The following is a 17,434-nucleotide window of genomic DNA, read 5'->3' as shown; positions in this document are numbered from 1 at the left end:
TACAATTAAGTTATAGGAATACAAAAATTTCAGAGACATCAGCACACACCCCAGCCAACGGCGGGTTGGGAAGATTCTCAATCACTACATCACCATCAACCTTGAGGTTGAGATGAAGCTTGGGCCTTTCATAGAAAGGAATATCTTCTAAAGAAGTGAACACTACGGTTTCATACCCATTGATGGCGATGTTCGGATCTGGCACATCGCCTTTGGTGAAATTGTATGAATCGTAAGGGTTGGACATGTCAGTATCATCGTCACTATCATCGTCCAGTATTAATATTTGGCTACTCAAGTCCACGTTGCCATTCTTATTAGCCACGTAGTATTTCCACTTGCTTTGTTTCCTAATGAAGGTGATCCCATAATATTCCGGGGTACCATACAAGTGGTCATCTGCAGGGTCATACGTGATCTGGATGATCCCTTGCGGATTTTGAGTATTAAGTACATTGTCCAGATAAAGGATCTCTGTTAACAGGTCCGTATCATCCGCCTGATTGCGAACGGTGAACGTGTACTTTCCACTCACCTTATGACCAAAATCAATGGGTACATTGTACAATCCCGAGGAATCAGGCGCCATCTCGGAAGTCTCATTGTATTCGATCGTTTCTACCGTACCATCAGGCCCAGTCACCTTAAGAATGGTCTCTTCCGGCACAGGTACCGGATCGAGGGTATAGGAATAGGTGAACACTTTAGGCCGCAGGGCATCCAACAGTACATGCCGGATCTCTTCCGGCACATCTGGATCATTAGATGCCGCACTGCCATCATTCTCAAAGAATGGGATCTTACTGCGACCATATGCTTTGGACGGAGAGCCTTGATTCAGATTGGTGATGTTCTGAAACGTAGCTGTATTTTGTGGGCATAGGGTAAATACGAATTGGACTTTCCCATCCTCTTCGACAAAAGGTGTTGCTGTATTAGAGAACGTACGGTACAAAACACGCTCTCCTCCGCCATCACTTTTGAAGATCATTTTAAGGTTCTTCAGCAAGGTGCTGGTTTCTTCAGTAGGCAGGATGGACATGTTTCCGACCATACCATTCACGAAGAAATTATGCAGAAAAGAGATATCGAAAAGGGTTTTGTAGTTCATCTCTCTGCTATTTTGACAGGTTGGTCAGGTCAAGATTGCTGAGTGTTTCCTGTTGCTCCATCACACGCTCATCCTGGAAATGGATCAACCGTGTTTTATACAATACCGAAGGCAGGTACTTGGCTCCAAGGACAGTCCAGAAGTTGTACAGCTGTTCGAAGTTGTAGGAAAACAACTCGACCACCAGCTTTTGTACACCCGTCCCATCTAATGATGGGGAGTTATCCGGGGTGAATACATTCTTGCCCTGAAAGAAGGAAAGTACATAGGAAAGTTGCTTGAGCCCTTCCAGGTATTCTACCCCATCGTTCTCCGCCATGGAGCTGGTGTAGTTGGCAGTAAATAAGATGTAAAGGTTGATCTTAATCTCCGGATTGTATTTCTGAGCCAGCCCCTGTGCATTGACAAACGAGGACCGCTGTTCTTTGAAGATCTTCTCTTCTTCTATATTGATGAGTGACAATCCCAGTCTATTAGGTGGGATCGCCCAGTTGCCTTCCTGGGTGGCCACATTGGTAAGGATCAGCTTTCCTTCATCTGTGGTACCATTGATGAGATCGAGATAGGTGTTCACCTCATCGGTCAGGAATTGTAAGGCGTGGTGGATCAATTTCTTACTTTTTTAAGCGGCCGTATTCCATACGCTGAACACCCTTGAAACTGGAGTATCAAGTATCGAAATAGCTGGCCTTGTCTTTATTCAAATGAACGAGGAGAACAGAGAAAAAAAAAGGAGAACTCAGGAGGGAAATTGACAGGCACTACTAAAGTATTCAAAACAGTAAGTCACTGAATTTCTAATCATTATGTGGCTTCTATATGAACAGATTTGACAGTCAAATATCAACTTTAGTAAATATTTGTGCTTACCTCAATGTGAAAACATTAAAGAAAGTCTTCATTCTACAGAATGAAACCTATAAAGTCTCTTCATGCAGGGGTTACACCTGATAGGTTTGAAGGGAATCAGCATTGCAAATACTGAATAAGATTCAGTCGCCCGCCTTGCCGAGGCAGGCAATGCATTTGCGACTGAATGTAGTGGCCTACATCCTTTTTACAACTATCAAAATCAATCGAAGGGGTATGTGGCTTTCGTCGATAAATCTTCAAGGTATTTATCTTGCAAGAGTTAGACGTCATAGGTTTGGAAGTCATTTAACTAGAAATGCCAGATTCTTTTCACTGCACACCAGGGTATTTACCGGTTACAAAACCTGGCATTAAGGTGCAACATGGATTATTCACATCCATCACCAACAGTAATAACTTGATAGGAAGTACATCCCAAATTAGGTACACTTCCTTTTTCAACGAATATGGTGTATGTGCCATTTTCAAGTCCCTGCAAGGATAGGAGGTCTCCATCAACCGTTGCTGAGCCAGCATTCGAACCTGCCGATGATCCAATATCGTCAACAATGAAACTCGCCTGTGATATGCCCGGAGCGGCCGTAAATGAACCTCGATACCATTCTATGGATAAATCGGAAAGCGGTATGGCAACACCGGCTTCCGTAATCGATACGGATGCTGACCCATCGCCAATATTATTTATGCCATCACATGAAGAATCCTCCACTGTACTCGTAAGGTTAATTACCGGATCAACCGCATCATCCAATAAAGTGAAATCTTGCATGGTAGAACAACCCGTCACCACATTCGTCATGGTAACCATGTAATTACCTGCAAGCGCATCGGTAATCTGATTATCAGTTCCTCCTCCCAGGTTACCCAGAATGCCATCCGTTCCATTGACAAATGCGACCCCACCAAACTGCCAGCTAAAGGAGTAATCTGCTAACGAAGATGTACTTACACCATTTTCCATTACACTCAGTACCTGGATAACTCCATTGGAATTGGCACAATTCGTATTATTTATAAGGTTAACATCTGAGGCAGTTAACGAGATCACAGAAGGGTCATTGTTGATGGTTACTTCAATAACATCAGATTCACACCCTACGTGGGAAGTATTATCAGTAGCCTTTACATAGTAAGTTCCATCAGGTAAGTTGGATGCCATGTTACCATTGATGTTAAAGGTTGCGGAAGTTGTCGTGGTACCCAAAGTCGAAGTACCATCTGACTCAAACCAGGAGAAAACGTAATTGGACGGTACTTGAATGACTCCCTGATATACAACATCGACGGTAGCCGATCCGGTTGCGCTTACCGCATCGCATGAAGCATCAGCCTGAGTTGCAGTAACTTGTAATTCCGGTTTTATAGACGAGGAAGTCACGGTTAAAGTACTTGTTGCCGGGTCAGGATCGGAGCAATTCGCTTCAGATATCGCCACGTCATAATCGTTTGCTGCTAGCCCGGAAATTGAATTTGCCCCGATCGTTCCCGAGGTAGCTGAAATATCCAAAACATGATTTACCAAAGCAGATGTTCCTGTAGTACCTCCAATGATCAAGTCATTGTCCGAGATACTTTCCGAAAGCCCGGAGACGGTCAGGAAGTTTCCAGATGCACCCACCACAGTGGCGGAAACACTACTCCCTACGGTTAGCGATTCTCCACTTTGAAACGTGCCTGTAAGTCCGTCAAATGGAATCACCTGAAGCATTCCTCCCCCTGAAATTGACCACTGAAACCGGAAATCTGTATAGGTAGTTGACGTAGGCTCCGGAAAGCCGCCCCCCTGCGATTGCGTGATGGTATTGATCACCAATGAACCCGTATTTCCTGCACAATCATCACTGTTGACAATGGTTACTTCACCATTCTCAACAGTCCAGGCAATATTGGACAAATCAATAAACACTTGATCATTTGATGCCTCACAGCCCGTTTCTAAATCTCTAACTGTCAATTTATATGTACCGGCCCCCACTTGATTCAAGACTGCATCATTGTCTAGTACCGTGGCAGGGTCTGAAGTATTGGCCCATGTATAGGCATAGTTTCCTGATCCGCCAGCCACGGCTCCCGAAGCATCTGCCTCTCCCGTGTAAGCGGTATTGTCGCAAGTGACATTATGTGCGGTAGTTATGTTAGCCAGAGTGATGACCGGTACCACTGAAGCATCATTTGCAATGACAAAGTTATGATCCAGAGTTTCTGAATTATCCAGGTCAGTTATCTTCATTACATATGATCCGCCAGCAAGGCCCAATACCGTAGTGGAAGACGATCCAGTTGCATTATCTTTATAAGTCACAGTCCCGTCAAGATAGACTGCACCATTTGAGATACTGGTTCCATCTGAAGTAGCTAACGCAAACGTGTAATTATTGGAAGAAACACCATCCGTTTCTGGGGTAAAGGTGATCGACCCATTCGCATCATTTGCTGCAGGATCGTTATTCGCGGGATCACATACCGTATTATCATTCAGGGTACTTACACCTGCGCTAATCACAACAGGTACACTAGCGATCGAGGTTGTCGCTGCTAACGTTCTACAACCTGTAATGGGATTCACTACTTCAACCGTATAACTTCCTGATGAAAGACTGGTAAATGAATATGGAGCCGTACTATCCTCCTCTGGAGTGCCTGAAACGTTTGTACCCGCATACAATTTGACAAGGTAATTTGCCGGCGCATCTGCTCCTAATGCCACATCCAGATCAGATTCGGAGAAAGTAATTGTACCATTATTAGAAATGGACGAATTGTCATCCGTTACTGATAAATCCGATGAGATATCAAAACTGGTGAGAACATCCTGAAAGTCATTAACAATGGTTACCTGAAACGTGGTATCACAACTGTTCACTGTATTTGAAATGTTAACCGTATAAGTCCCCGCAGGAGCAAGGGAAAGCACGCTATTCTGGGAACTATTGGTTACCGTGTAGGCTGTTGGAACTGAAGTCCCGGAACCATCGTACCAGTTAAAGATGTAAGGACCTGATTCTGTCGTGGTAATTGAAACGGCTCCATTATAGTCTCCGGCGGTGGTTACGTCACAAACTGTATTGAATGCCGAACCGGCTCCTATCGCATCAACCATGAATGTGGGATTATCCATATCATTAGAGACCGTAACTGTTACGGGTAGCGCCATACAACCCCTTTGATCATCAATTACGGAAAGGATGTAATCTCCTCCGTCCACGCCATTCAACATCGCATCATTATCAATTAAAACGCCTGGGGCAGTGGCAAATGCCCATTCGTATCGATAATCACCTGAACCTCCGGTAACCGCATTAATTGCAGCAGCGTTGGCCTCTCCTGTCCAGGCGGTATTGTCGCAAGTCGTATTATTTGAGATGGAAATATTCTCTAATGTAATTAAAGGAATATCCGTAGCATCATCAACTATGGTAAAGGCATAATCCAGGTCACAGCCAACATCAGCGTCTGTTATGGTCATTACATAGTTACCTCCCGAAAGGCCAGTGACAGTCGACACGGATCCGGTGGTAGAATAGGAAATATTAACGGAATTATGCGTACTCCCATTCACTATGGTCGTGCCACCAGCGGTAGCTAACGAAAAGTTATAAGCAGTAGCAACTGTTGTTGTAGCCACTATGTTATTAGTTGTGGTTGGTGTAAAAGTAATCCTGCCATTAGCATCCAAATCACCCGCATCATTTTCAGCGGCATCACAAACCGTATTGTTGATTTGTAAAGAAACCACGGGGTTGATCGTAGGGAATATATCCCCAATAGTCACTTGTACTGCAGTTGACGCACAACCAGTTTGATCATCTGTCACCGTAAGGATGTAATCTCCTCCGTCCACGCCATTCAATATCGCATCACTATCAATCACAACTCCTGGGCTAGTAGCACTTGCCCATTCGTAACGATAATCACCTGATCCACCTGTCACCGCATTACTGGCAGTAGCGTTGGCCTCACCATCAAATGCTCCATTGCCACAAGCCGTGTTACTCGAAATAGTGATATTACCTATAGTGATTACTGGCAAATCAGTAGCATCATTGGCAATATTGAACGCGTAAAGTGCCGAGCAACCGTTACTGAGGTCAGTCACTGACATATAGTAATCCCCGGCATCCAATCCCGTAACCATCGTACCAGAAGATCCAATGTTATCACCGTCATAACTTACTGTCCCATTGAGATGGGTACTTCCATCCAATATATCGGTCGCATCTTCAACGTTCGGTCCGTTAGCGGCTTTGAGCAAAAAGGTGTATGTTCCCAGGTCCACACCACCGGTCATCGGATTAAAGGAAATGGATCCGTTGGCGTCATTGGCTCCTGGATTATTATTGTTGGCTTCACAAACCTTATTATCAGTAATACCTGTGGCTCCTAGCATAAAAGCAGGAATATCATCAACCACAACGACTGTCTTAGCCGAAGAACGGCAGCCTGCCTGATTGTCAATTACCCACAGCATATATTGTCCACCACCTACTCCATTCAGTATAGCATCATTGTCAATAATGACTGTAGGGTTAGAAAAATTGGCCCACTCATATCTATAATCTCCTGACCCTCCGACTACTGCTCCTGGGGAGGATACATCCACCTGTCCAGTGAAGGCATTCGCATCGCAAGATGCGTTATTCGTAATCTGGGACAGAGCAAAACTGACACTTGGAGCACCCGAACTGCTATCAAAAATCTGGAAGGCATAAGAAATCGCACATTGATTCTCCAAATCTGTAATGATCATTACATAACTGTCGCCATCAAGTCCAGTGACAGTGGTAGTAGCAACCCCTGCTCCACCATCATTGTAGTTCACCGTTCCGTTTAAATGGACTCCTCCGTTCGGTATAGCCGTACCGTCAGCGGTCTCCAACGCAAACGAATAATTACCCGAAGCAACCCCGTTGGTTTCAGGTGTGAAGGTAATGGTACCATTCGCATCAACTGCCGTAGGATCGTTGGTAGAAGGATCACACACCGTGTTGCTGCTTCTCAAACTCTCAACCGCAGTTATGACAGGGGCATCATCAGCTATGGTAAAAGTCTGGGAAGTTATACATCCTAATTGTGCATCAGTTATCGTTAATATATACACACCACTAGTAATAGCACTAAGCACTGCATCATTATCGATCGGTGTACTGGTATCTTCTGCTTTGAACCATTGGTAAAGGTATTGACCGGAACCACCAGAAAGCACATTTGCACCAGAAGCATCAATCTGACCATTTGCTGCTGTTGCGTCGCAAGAGGTATTGTCGCTAATGACAACCTGAGTAAGTTCAATCACGGGCTCATTGGTAAAATCTGCCAGGATTTCAAAGGTGTGCGTAATCTCACACAATGTCTCATTATCCGTCACCACCATTTGGTAGTTATCATCTGGCAATCCCGTGACAGTGGATGTACTTCCCGAAGTGGCGTAGGCGACCTCATTGAAACCATTCGTAGAGCCGTCACTATTTACAGTGACTCCATCGCTGGTCATCAACTGGAAGGTAAACCCTCCCGAGGATTGGACACTAGTTGGGGTAAAAGTAACTTGGCCATTATGATCGGGTGCCATTGGGTCATTTGAATCGGGCTTACATACGGTATTCGGCTGCACATTTGAAACACCTTCATCAATTGTGCGCTGTTGCACATTTACGGTGAACGTTTGAGACAATGATCTACCCGCCCCGTCCGTGATTGTCACCGAATAGTTTCCGGCTTTTACATTTTCAATTTTGAACTGATCCGTCACACCATTGCTCCAGGCAATTGAAAAAGGTTGCTGTCCTCCAGTCAAGTTAATTTCTACGCTGCCAGAGGCTGATTCGCAATAAGCATCTACGACTTTATTAGTAACAATACTCAATGGTGCGGCATGCATATTCACCCAATGTCCTCCATCACAGTATTGAATCACCTTACGGGTTGGTTCAAATCGCAACAGTCCAGCATTGTCCTCTGTGCATTCTGCTTCGTTTGGTTGAATTCTGGGCGATCTGATCGGGATCGTTACACTATTGGATCCACTGATGCTCAATAACTCATTTTCGAAACTCAGCGATTGAATTTCATTGGTACTGTCAGCATCTACTCCGCTCCTGGCATAGGCAGCAGTATCAGCATATGCCGTTTGATCTACAACATACCCGGAAATCAGTGATTGTGCGACCCGAGCAGTAACTGCTTCACCGGATATCGTTGCATAATCCGAAGTATCTGTATATACAGAAGAATCAGCATAAACAGCCTGCTCACTTTTCTCGACTACATAGCCCGATGTAAGTGATTCGGCCACCTGGGCACTGACTGCTTCTTGGGATAGCGTGGCGTAATCGGCCGTATCGGCATAGTTGGCATTCAAACTCTGATCGACGATATATCCTGATATCAAAGAGTTAGCTACTTCGGCAGCATCAGATTCACCAGACCGATTGGCATAATCTGCGGTATCCGCTTTGAAACTTCGAGTAGGAACTACGTCACTTGATATTGATACGGCGAATCCGGCAGTATCAGCATAGTCAGCTTTTCTACTCTGCTCTACGATATACCCTGAAATCAAAGAGTTGGCAATTTGAGAGGAATCAGATTCGCCGGAACGAATGGCATAATCTGCACGATCACTTACCAAAGCATAGGGTACAGAAAGTATCTGGGACATGCCCATCAATTCATAACTCTCTCCATTGGTGGTTCCGTCCCTATCGAGCTCTACCTGAATATGTCTTTCACCTGAAACCCAGTCGATCTCTAAAAACTCGCCGAGGGAAATGGCACCCGCTCCGATTTTGATCGCATAAATTCCATTTTCGGTGGTAGTGGTGATGTGAGTTTCCGTGTACAAAGCAATGAAATCCTGATCTAGTATGCTTACCCGGATTCCTATTTCCGCATTTCGTATGGGGTCTCCACCATCCACATCTTTGACTAGCCCCTGGTAGTTGATGTATTGAGGTACTTGCTGGCCCTGTAATGTAGCAACCTGTATCAGGCAAAGGACACTAAGGACGTACTTTAGAAATTTTGATTCTTTTGACCTTTTCATTGTTGAAGGTAAGGGTGAGCAATACGACCGATTCGGCCAATTGCTTTAAGTTAATACTGGATTGCTTTGTAGATATTCCTGTTTCAGAGATTAACTTCCTTCCGGTAAGATCTGAAACCGTGATCGATGTAATCAATTTTTCAGAAGCAATATGTAGTACATCGCTTACCGGATTTGGAAAAACATTCACGTGAATTTTTTCTTTCTCAAGCCCAAGGGTAGTTGTAGTTACTTCTTCAATCAGATAATTGTGAATAATCACCGCATGATCACCTTCATAGGTCGTTGCTACCAGTACTCCCAATCTGAATTCATTCGCCTCAGTCGTTTGGACCGCCGGTACAAAGTCGCCGATGAGCTGTGCTTTCGTACTCAACACGAATACTACACACGCAATGCAAAGCATGCTATGTTTTGAATAGAGAAAGGACACGTTATTTTGTTATGTACCTCTAAAGTACGAAACCTGATGCTTTGATGCAATCTTATGGTAGAATCTATTTTATTGGCTTCTGAAACAACCAGTTCTAACGGAATGCATCAAAAAGAAAGTACGGAATTCACCATGGAATATGCTGCATTATGGTTATTTACCAAATTCCGTCCGCTCGTCTTGGCGAGGCAGGGAATGCAATAAAATTCGAGCTCAAAAGAGAGAAACCTATAGCCGCCATCCTCGCGGATTAAAACCTATAAGGTCTGTTCACACTAGCGTTAGACCTTATAGGTTTGTTTGGAACTATTCATCCAGTGGCATATACCTTTCTCTGATGACATTGAAATGATGGATCTGATGTGCCGCAATGGTCAAGCCAATGGTGTACAAAGGCATCTCATATTCGAAAAATACACAGTTCATTTCCAATATTTTTTCTTTGAAAGACTGGAACATCAATATCGATGATTGCCGTACCGCCCGAAGCTCATTGATCAGCTGCTCGATGGACAGTTCATTCGCATTTGAGTTCGCTCCCATGATTTCCTGGTCATGTGATTCTGGAATGGTCCCTTCTCCCCTGGCAAACAGGACGGCTCTGAAACACCAAATCCTTTCCCAGTCGATGAGGTGTTGCAGGATCTGGTGAATGGTCCATTTGTCCTTGGCATAAGTCTTCAAACCAATTCGATTCAATTGATCGATATCTAATTGATTGATCTGTTCCAGGCTTATTTGTAATGCTTCTTCGAGTGTATGGCCCTCATTCAATTCTAATACATATGCTAAGAATGCGGGATCTTTCTTTACTTCTTGATTTTTCATAAACAATAGGTGTTGTGATTCACATGCAGTAGATGTAGACTATGCCATTGCTTATTCCTATCTATAAGACTAGCCCTCAGACACAGCAATAGAACTGATCAAACACATGCAAATCCTTGATAAAATAGAATTAGGTTCGGAAGAACTCCGAACACAGAAATATTAGCCTCCGGATGAGGGGCTAACGATTAAGCTGCTATGAATTTCAGAATTACTCTCAAAGCTTGAAACATTTTGTGTGAATCAAAGATAAGGGATTTTGAGGAGCTAATGGAAAGAAAAACAGCAAGCCATTATTCCACAGAATGAAACCTATAATGTCACTTCACACAGGAGTTAATCCTGATAGGTTTAGAGGGTTAGTATTACAAATGCTGATTAAAATCCAGTCGCTCACCTTACCGAGTCGTGCAATGCAATAATAACCGAGCAGCATTTGGACGAACACAGAGTATCCTACCCACATCACTGCAATCACGCCATCATACGTTTCATAAACCCATACAGCTCGTCTTTCATTTCGTTGTTCTCATCGGTCATCCGTGTAATGTACATGGTCACCTGGCGGGCAATCTGATTGCGCTTGTCTTTGTCCTGTTCATCAATCAGATCATAAAGAAGACCAATGATCGCGGTTGAGCTTTGCTTCTGTTCGATTGAAATGTTCTCATCTGCAGATTTCAGAAAAAACGTTTCGAAAGTACCATCTGTCATTTTACGGGTAAAGAAGTAGTGAAGGTTGACATGGTATTTCTCTACAATGGTCATCAAAAATTCCTGTCTGGGCTCAACGGATTCTTCGTAAGTCGCAAGCATCCCCCTGGTGACACCCAATTCCTCCGCAAACTTTTGCTGACTCAGGCCTTTTTTAGTTCTCCAAAATCGAAGGTTGTAGCTTATATAACTCAATGGAATGTGCATTTGTCATTAACATCTTCAATTAACAAAATTATTCGCAAATCACACCCCTTATCCTCGTTCAATCCAATCAAATCGTGAAATAAGTCAGTTCCCTTTCCTCCGGTGATCAAAAAGCTGCTTCCATCTTTCAGGATAAATTCAATCTTTGCGGAAATTTTACCTATGAAGCATTTGTTCGCCTATTCTTTACTCCTGTCTGGTTTCCTTATTCCCTGGAATGGGATTTCTCAGGATTATGTATCCGACTCAACCATCGTTCGGCTGAAGGAAGTTACGGTCAATGCCATAGGTGTCGAGCAGGACTATCAATCTTATGGTGGCAATATCTCCATCATCAAACAAAGTGACCTGGAAACCGCTGATCCTACGAACATTCAGGAATCCATCAATCGAATCCCCGGTGTATACATGCATTCGGGTACCATCAATACCAACCGGATCACGATCCGTGGCATTGGTTCCAGGTCTCCTTTCTCGACCAATAAGATCCGTGCTTACTTTGGCGAGATCCCACTGACCAACGGCTCAGGCGAAACCAATATCGAAGACATTGACCTGGCAGGTCTCCGATCTTACGAAATCATCAAAGGTCCCAACGCTTCTGTCTTTGGTAGTGGGCTTGGAGGCGTTATCCTGATGAACCCCATCGCTCCCACTACAGGCAAAGCGACATTGACCAATGATCTAACCGTTGGTTCTTTTGGATTGGTGAAAGAACAACTGCGCTTCGCTATGGGAACCGAAAAGCTCAAAGTTTTTGCTACAGCCGGACACCTGACCAGTAGTGGCTATCGTGACAACAATGAGGTGGACCGCTCCCATACCTTGGTCCATATTGAAACGGCGTTGGGCAACGGAAAGCTCAATTTCCTTACTTATTTTGTGGATCAAAAGGCATTCATTCCCAGTTCAATCAATGAGACGGACTTTGAACAATCTCCCATCAAAGCCGCCTTTACCTGGGGCAGTGCCGAAGGTTTTGAAGATTATGCTACCTTACTACAAGGCGTGTCTTATAGCACGTTAATAGGGGCTAACCTGACCCTTAAATCCAGTATCTTCGTCACCAACCAGAATAATTATGAACCCAGGCCTTTCAACATCCTGGACGAAAGTACGACTGGTGTCGGTACCCGAAACCGATTGATCTTCGACTTTTCTGAAAAAACTACCTGGATGATCGGCACTGAACTGTTCTGGGATCAGCACTCTTTCCAAACACTGGCCAACCTGTACCGGGACTTTCCTGGTATGGGCAGTGTAGCCGGTGATCAATTGTCGGACCTGAAAGAACGCAGGAATTACATCAACGCCTTTACGCAATTGGATCATGAACTGGCGGATGGATTGATCATGACTGCCGGTCTGAATTTCAATAAGACACAATACGTTCTGGAGGACCGGTTTGATGCTGCTTCGGGGCAAAATGGTGATTATGATTATCAAGGGGTGCTATCACCAAGGTTGGCCCTTAACTATCAGATTACTCCACGACTGAGCACCTACTTTGCTGTGAGTCACGGCTTTTCTCCACCTACCCTGGAAGAAACGTTGTTGCCTGATGGTGCGATCAATCCTGATATTGAACCAGAAACGGGATGGAATACGGAAGTTGGGTTAAGGGGTTTCTTTGGCCGGGCTACTTTTGACCTTACCCTCTATCGCATGCAGATAAGCAACTTACTGGTGGCCAGAAGAACGGCTGAAGACCAATTCATTGGCATCAATGCTGGTGAAACGAGCCATCAGGGAGTGGAGCTTTCCTTTCTACTGGAATTCATAAACACACCACGAATAGAATTATCCAACCAGGGATCATACAGTTTCTCGGATTTCACTTTTGATGAGTTTGTGGATGGTGAAAATACTTTTTCTGGTAATCAATTGACGGGTGTGCCGAAACAAACCTTCTTCAATCGTCTACAGTTTCAATTTAAGCCGTTGGTTTATTTGTATCTCGATCAGCAATACACTTCAGCTATCCCGATCACGGATGACAATACCATCTTCTCTAATCAATATTTACTGGTCAATGCCACTATTGGACATGCTGGTGAAATTGGTCCCTGGAAATATGACCTGGGATTCACTGCGAGAAACATCACCGAACAAAAATATGCCTCTATGTTGCTGATCAATGCGACTGGATTCGGGGGGGCTGCTCCAAGGTATTTTTATCCTGGACTCCCATTGAATTGGTTTACACGACTTAGGGTGGCATATACCTTTTAATTGGAGGTCTATCAGCGTTGGAAAACGGAGGAAAATAACCTGAAATAACTCACTGCTGGCCTCTCCCCGATGCTATAAGTAAAGTTTAATACGCTTCCGAGTACAGCCTAAGGGAGTCCTTGCTCAAATCATTAATTAATCATCCAATTATCAAAGATTCTCATTCGGGAATGATTAATTGGGATAGAACGTCAACCTCAACTTATTAGCATTGCTTCTCTCTATCGCGGAAATAGCATATTACTTAACACGATCCGATATTCACTTTTCACTTAGTACCATGACGATTTTCTGTTAAGACTATTGAAGTCATCTCTTCTTCGGCTTATGGATTATTGACAGTATTCCCGTGATCTTTCCCTTATCACACAAATGCACTTCAGCGTTCAATCGTAGCGATTGAACGAATCTGATAAAAGAACTACTCATTGTGGTTTTCCATGCCTTCGGCAGGAAATCCAGAACCCAAAAATCACTTTCTCAGAGGTAGGAAAAGCAAAAAGGCCCATCATAATCGATGGGCCTTTCCTATTTGTTTTTTATTGAATGTTTATCTAGATCCTTTCATGATCATCACTCTTTGGCTATCCCAAACATGATCATTGTTGTAGAGCTGGAAGAAGTATAAGCCGCTGGATAGATGATCGGTGATCACTTCTACCTTCTGAGCCCCTTGTCGGATATCACCAACTACCACCCTCTTACCAGTCTGATCAACCAACACCCAATTTAAATCCATCATGGTAGGTTTCTCCAACTCAACCGTGAAGACACTTTCCGCCGGGTTAGGATAAATCTGATAGGTCTCTTCAGTACTGAAGAAATCCGGATGGATACTGGTGACCGTCTCTGGTACCGCAACCCTTACCGTTTGCTCTACTACTTGCAAAATTTCTCTTGTTACTTCATTCTGAACGAATGCTACAACAACCATCGTCACACTATCTGTTTCCGTATTGGCAAAGATGCCGCTCACTTCCCAGTCATCCGTCCAGCTCACAAATTCAGTCTGATCCGCAATGACCATTCCTGACGTTGATATTCCACTGGAGCCAGTGACAATTTCTCGCAAGACATTGCGGAAAGTAATATCTCCTTCGACATTCTCGAGGACTTCCTGACCTCCCACAGATTCCTGCAGCACCATCACTCTTGTTGACAACTGCGATTCTTCGTCAAACGGTTGCACTCCTTCAGGGTAATCAGCTTGCACCGTCAAATTTAGATCAATGGTATTTTCATTCTCACGAAGCGTTGCTTCCAGCACCATGTCTATCGTAGTAGGACTAAGCAAGTCTGTTGCAAAATCACCTCGTGCAAAACCCAGATCACCAAATATCGCATCTGGATCTATAGGACCAACAGGTTCAAGATTTGTACCAACTTTTCCTCCCAGGACAGCTTTCTCAATTTCGCTGATTCCATAGTAGGTCGATCGGGCGTTCGGGTCAGAAGGATTCTGAGTAAAGATGATATCTTCAATTTCAGGATCAGTATCAACTTCTGGATCCTCCAGGTCCGTAAAATAATTGATCACAACCACATCCCCGGGGAATTCCATCTGAATAGCATCTGTAGCTACAATGGCTCGGGTTGTCCCATTTTGCAGGCTCCGTGTTGAAGTGAAATTCTCCATCAGTGTCGTACGGTCTCTGGAGAAGATCCTAAAATTGTCGAAAGCAAAACCTTCCTGATTATCCTTAGTGGCCGCAGCTCGGCTTCCTAAAGCAAATCTGAATCGTAGTGTGGTCAGGTCATCGCCTGAAATGGCATGTACTGCCTCATCCCACAGGTCTCCTTCATCTCCTTCCCAGGCATAGCGACTAGGATTACCTTCTACACCACCAGGATTCGACGCGATTCCCTCGCCATTGTACCAGGATACTCCGGTAGTTGGCTGCCCAAGGACAGTCCAGGTATTTCCATCATCAGTAGAGATCTGTAAAACAACTCCGTCATTCTCCACAAGGTCCAGGTAATAATCAAAGGAAACTGCCGGACGTTCAATGTCTACATTGAAAGAAGGAGAATAAACGTAAGAGACTTCACTAGGATTATACTCCCCTAATCGATTAGTTACCCACATAATGGATGTTCCTCCGTCTGCATCCTCAATGATGTTAGCCCCTTCTGGAGAATTCAACTCCCAGGAGTTACCCACCAGCTGTCTTACATTTTGCGCGTTTATCGTTCCTGATACGTTACGATCTTCCTCAGCAAACCAACTTTCCAGATTGCCTCTGTCGAAATCAATCAATGTGTCACTTGAGATGGTAACCTGAGGCAGAATGTTGAAGTCAAGGCTTACCGTATCTCTACAACCACTGGTGGAGGTTGTCGACATGGTAGCGGTATATGCTCCAGCATTAAAATCATTATTAAAAATAGATCCCAGGATATCAGAACCGGTACCACCTGCTCTTACCTGATTGAAAATATCCGAGTCATTATCATCTACAATGTCCATGGAAATGGTTTCAACCAGCGCATCAGTCACATCAGGATTATTATCACGCACTCGAATAGCAGTATTATTATTCTCCGTGATGTTGCTAATGGTAAAATCAGAGATTGGAGTGACGCCAATGATCCTGTTTTCACTGATCTCAGCAAAACAAAGGGTTGTCTGATCCTCAACGGTGATATCCAGAGAAACAATATTACCGGCGTTGTAATCCTCATCAATCGACAAATTGAAATCATTTGATTCACTTCTCAACTGATCATCTACTCTCCAATCTACGAAGTAGTTGGATTCGGTAAACGTATTCATGTTCTCAACAGAGATTTCCGCCGTAATACCTACCTCACATGCTTCCGTAATGTTGATCAATGAAGACCCATTGGCGAAAGACCTAAAGTTTGGATTAGGATGTACATCTACCCTGGCCAGAGGACTTTCACAACCTACAAAGTCTACCCCACCTTCACCGGAGAACGAAACTTGCGATATGTAAATCGTTGAGTCCCTTCCTGCGAGATAAGTACTGGATTCCATGTCAAACAAGATGGCACTTTGCGTGGAACTAAGTTCGGAACTGATGGTCGCCTCATCATCTAAATAGATTCTGAACAGATCTGGAGCAGAGACTGCATCTTCTGTGAATCCAATGGACAATTGTGAACTGACATCATCACAATAATCGCGTCCATTACTTGGATCATCCAATACTGGTGCTGCCGGTATTGGTCTCACTCTGATGCTGATTTCGGTCGTATCACTGATAGCGCCAACAAAAGGAAGGTTTACTGAATCCGGAGCAACGGAAGACGAATTCGTAGTTGTACTCACAATGTCACTCACCTGATAAACCTTAATGGTATACAAACTATCCTCCGGTGTGGAACCGATACCCAGATCAGAAGCAATGCCTGCAGTGAATGCGCCTGCTGTATTAGCAGTTTGCTCGAACAACAGGTTGTTATTCACATCCAACCATCGGAAAGTATTGCCTGCTTCTCCATTCATGGTCAAGTCGGCTACTGTTTCTCCTTCACAATAGAAGAAGCTGGTCGTACCAGTCGGTGCGGCTGGTTTCACTTTCACAGAGAATAGAATCACCACTCCATTGGACGTACATCCGTCATACAACTCAGTGGTACCATCTGCTGCCAGCACAATATTTGTCACCTCTTCCAGATAGATGTATCTGTCTGCGTCGGAAGTCAATCCTGTCAACTGCAATTGCTGAGCGGTAACCGTAGCCCCTGAAGTGATCTGGGTTCCTCTCGTACCATCTGCATTGGCCGTATACCATCGGAATTCATTGGTGATTGTATCAGCAGCTGCAACATCTGAAGTACTGGCAACCGGGTTGAAATCAGCTCCGGTAAATCCACCACCACTGGCAGCAGAGAAAGTCACAGATTCAGTCAGGTTAGCGGCATCATAGAACAATGTGAAATCCACATTATTATTATTCCCCGCGCTGACAGCCGTATTACTATCAAATACCGGCTCTGTCGCATCTTCAAATACCGTTATAGCGATAAG

The 17,434-nt window shown here is 44.2% G+C and carries 8 protein-coding genes (1 of these 8 only partly in view); 1 reads left to right on the top strand and 7 read right to left on the bottom strand.

Annotation, left to right across the window (positions count from 1 at the left end; genetic code table 11):
- Nucleotides 1-10 precede the first annotated feature (10 nt).
- The 6 genes from R8G66_05630 to R8G66_05605 form a co-directional block, all read right to left on the bottom strand.
- Nucleotides 11-1,111 carry a hypothetical protein gene (locus R8G66_05630; GenBank protein ID MDW3191819.1) on the bottom strand — a complete coding sequence of 367 codons (1,101 nt, stop codon included), beginning with the start codon at nt 1,109-1,111 and terminating at the stop codon, nt 11-13.
- Between the two features lie 7 nt (nt 1,112-1,118).
- On the bottom strand, nt 1,119-1,721 hold the full coding sequence (locus R8G66_05625; GenBank protein MDW3191818.1) for a DUF4255 domain-containing protein: 603 nt from the start codon (nt 1,719-1,721) through the stop codon (nt 1,119-1,121).
- A 630-nt stretch (nt 1,722-2,351) separates the two neighbouring features.
- Nucleotides 2,352-9,026, bottom strand: a complete 6,675-nt coding sequence (locus R8G66_05620) for a hypothetical protein (GenBank protein MDW3191817.1) — start codon at nt 9,024-9,026, stop codon at nt 2,352-2,354.
- Nucleotides 8,983-9,432 carry a T9SS type A sorting domain-containing protein gene (locus R8G66_05615; GenBank protein MDW3191816.1) on the bottom strand — a complete coding sequence of 150 codons (450 nt, stop codon included), beginning with the start codon at nt 9,430-9,432 and terminating at the stop codon, nt 8,983-8,985. The genes R8G66_05620 and R8G66_05615 overlap by 44 nt, the downstream gene beginning before the upstream one ends.
- A gap of 333 nt (nt 9,433-9,765) precedes the next feature.
- Entirely contained in the window at nt 9,766-10,287 is a 522-nt protein-coding gene (locus R8G66_05610; protein MDW3191815.1) for a DinB family protein, read from the bottom strand.
- A gap of 474 nt (nt 10,288-10,761) precedes the next feature.
- Nucleotides 10,762-11,196: a helix-turn-helix transcriptional regulator gene (locus tag R8G66_05605; GenBank protein MDW3191814.1), complete on the bottom strand. Its 435-nt coding sequence runs from the start codon at nt 11,194-11,196 to the stop codon at nt 10,762-10,764.
- 174 nt (nt 11,197-11,370) lie between these two features.
- Between R8G66_05605 and R8G66_05600 the strand changes: the two genes are divergently transcribed.
- Nucleotides 11,371-13,440: a TonB-dependent receptor gene (locus R8G66_05600; GenBank protein ID MDW3191813.1), complete on the top strand. Its 2,070-nt coding sequence runs from the start codon at nt 11,371-11,373 to the stop codon at nt 13,438-13,440.
- 550 nt (nt 13,441-13,990) lie between these two features.
- Here the strand turns inward: R8G66_05600 and R8G66_05595 are convergent.
- Nucleotides 13,991-17,434 carry the end of a DUF4347 domain-containing protein gene (locus R8G66_05595; GenBank protein MDW3191812.1) on the bottom strand. Its footprint extends 24,330 nt past the window's final position, so only the last 3,444 of its 27,774 coding nucleotides appear in the window; the start codon falls outside the window, past its right edge — the gene reads right to left on this strand; its stop codon occupies nt 13,991-13,993.

The organism is Cytophagales bacterium, assembly GCA_033344775.1.
Taxonomy (GTDB): domain Bacteria; phylum Bacteroidota; class Bacteroidia; order Cytophagales; family Cyclobacteriaceae; genus JAWPMT01.
This window is presented reverse-complemented; position numbering and strand designations above follow the sequence as displayed.